1 protein-coding gene is annotated in these 205 nt (G+C 69.8%); it reads right to left on the bottom strand.

The window, feature by feature from the left end; genetic code table 11:
* The coding region (locus ON32_RS20670) for a hypothetical protein (RefSeq protein WP_040792651.1) at window positions 1–205 on the bottom strand (205 nt) is incomplete at both ends.

Genomic DNA, 205 nt, shown 5'->3' with positions numbered 1-205 from the left:
GCAGAGCTGTCGGGTCGATTCGACGACCGGCCGTTGGGGAGACGTAGGCGACCAGTCGGTCGCCCACCGCCCCGTCACCGCGGTGGACCACCGCGACCGCCTGCGCCACGGCTCCCTGTTCGGCCAGGACCGCCTCGATCTCTCCGAGTTCGATCCGTATGCCGCGCACCTTCACCTGGGAGTCGCCGCGTCCCAGGAATTCCAG

Source organism: Nocardia paucivorans NBRC 100373 (assembly GCF_000308675.1).
GTDB lineage: Bacteria > Actinomycetota > Actinomycetes > Mycobacteriales > Mycobacteriaceae > Nocardia > Nocardia paucivorans.
The sequence above is the reverse complement of the archived record's forward strand: the minus strand, read 5'-3'. Positions and strand labels throughout refer to the sequence as shown.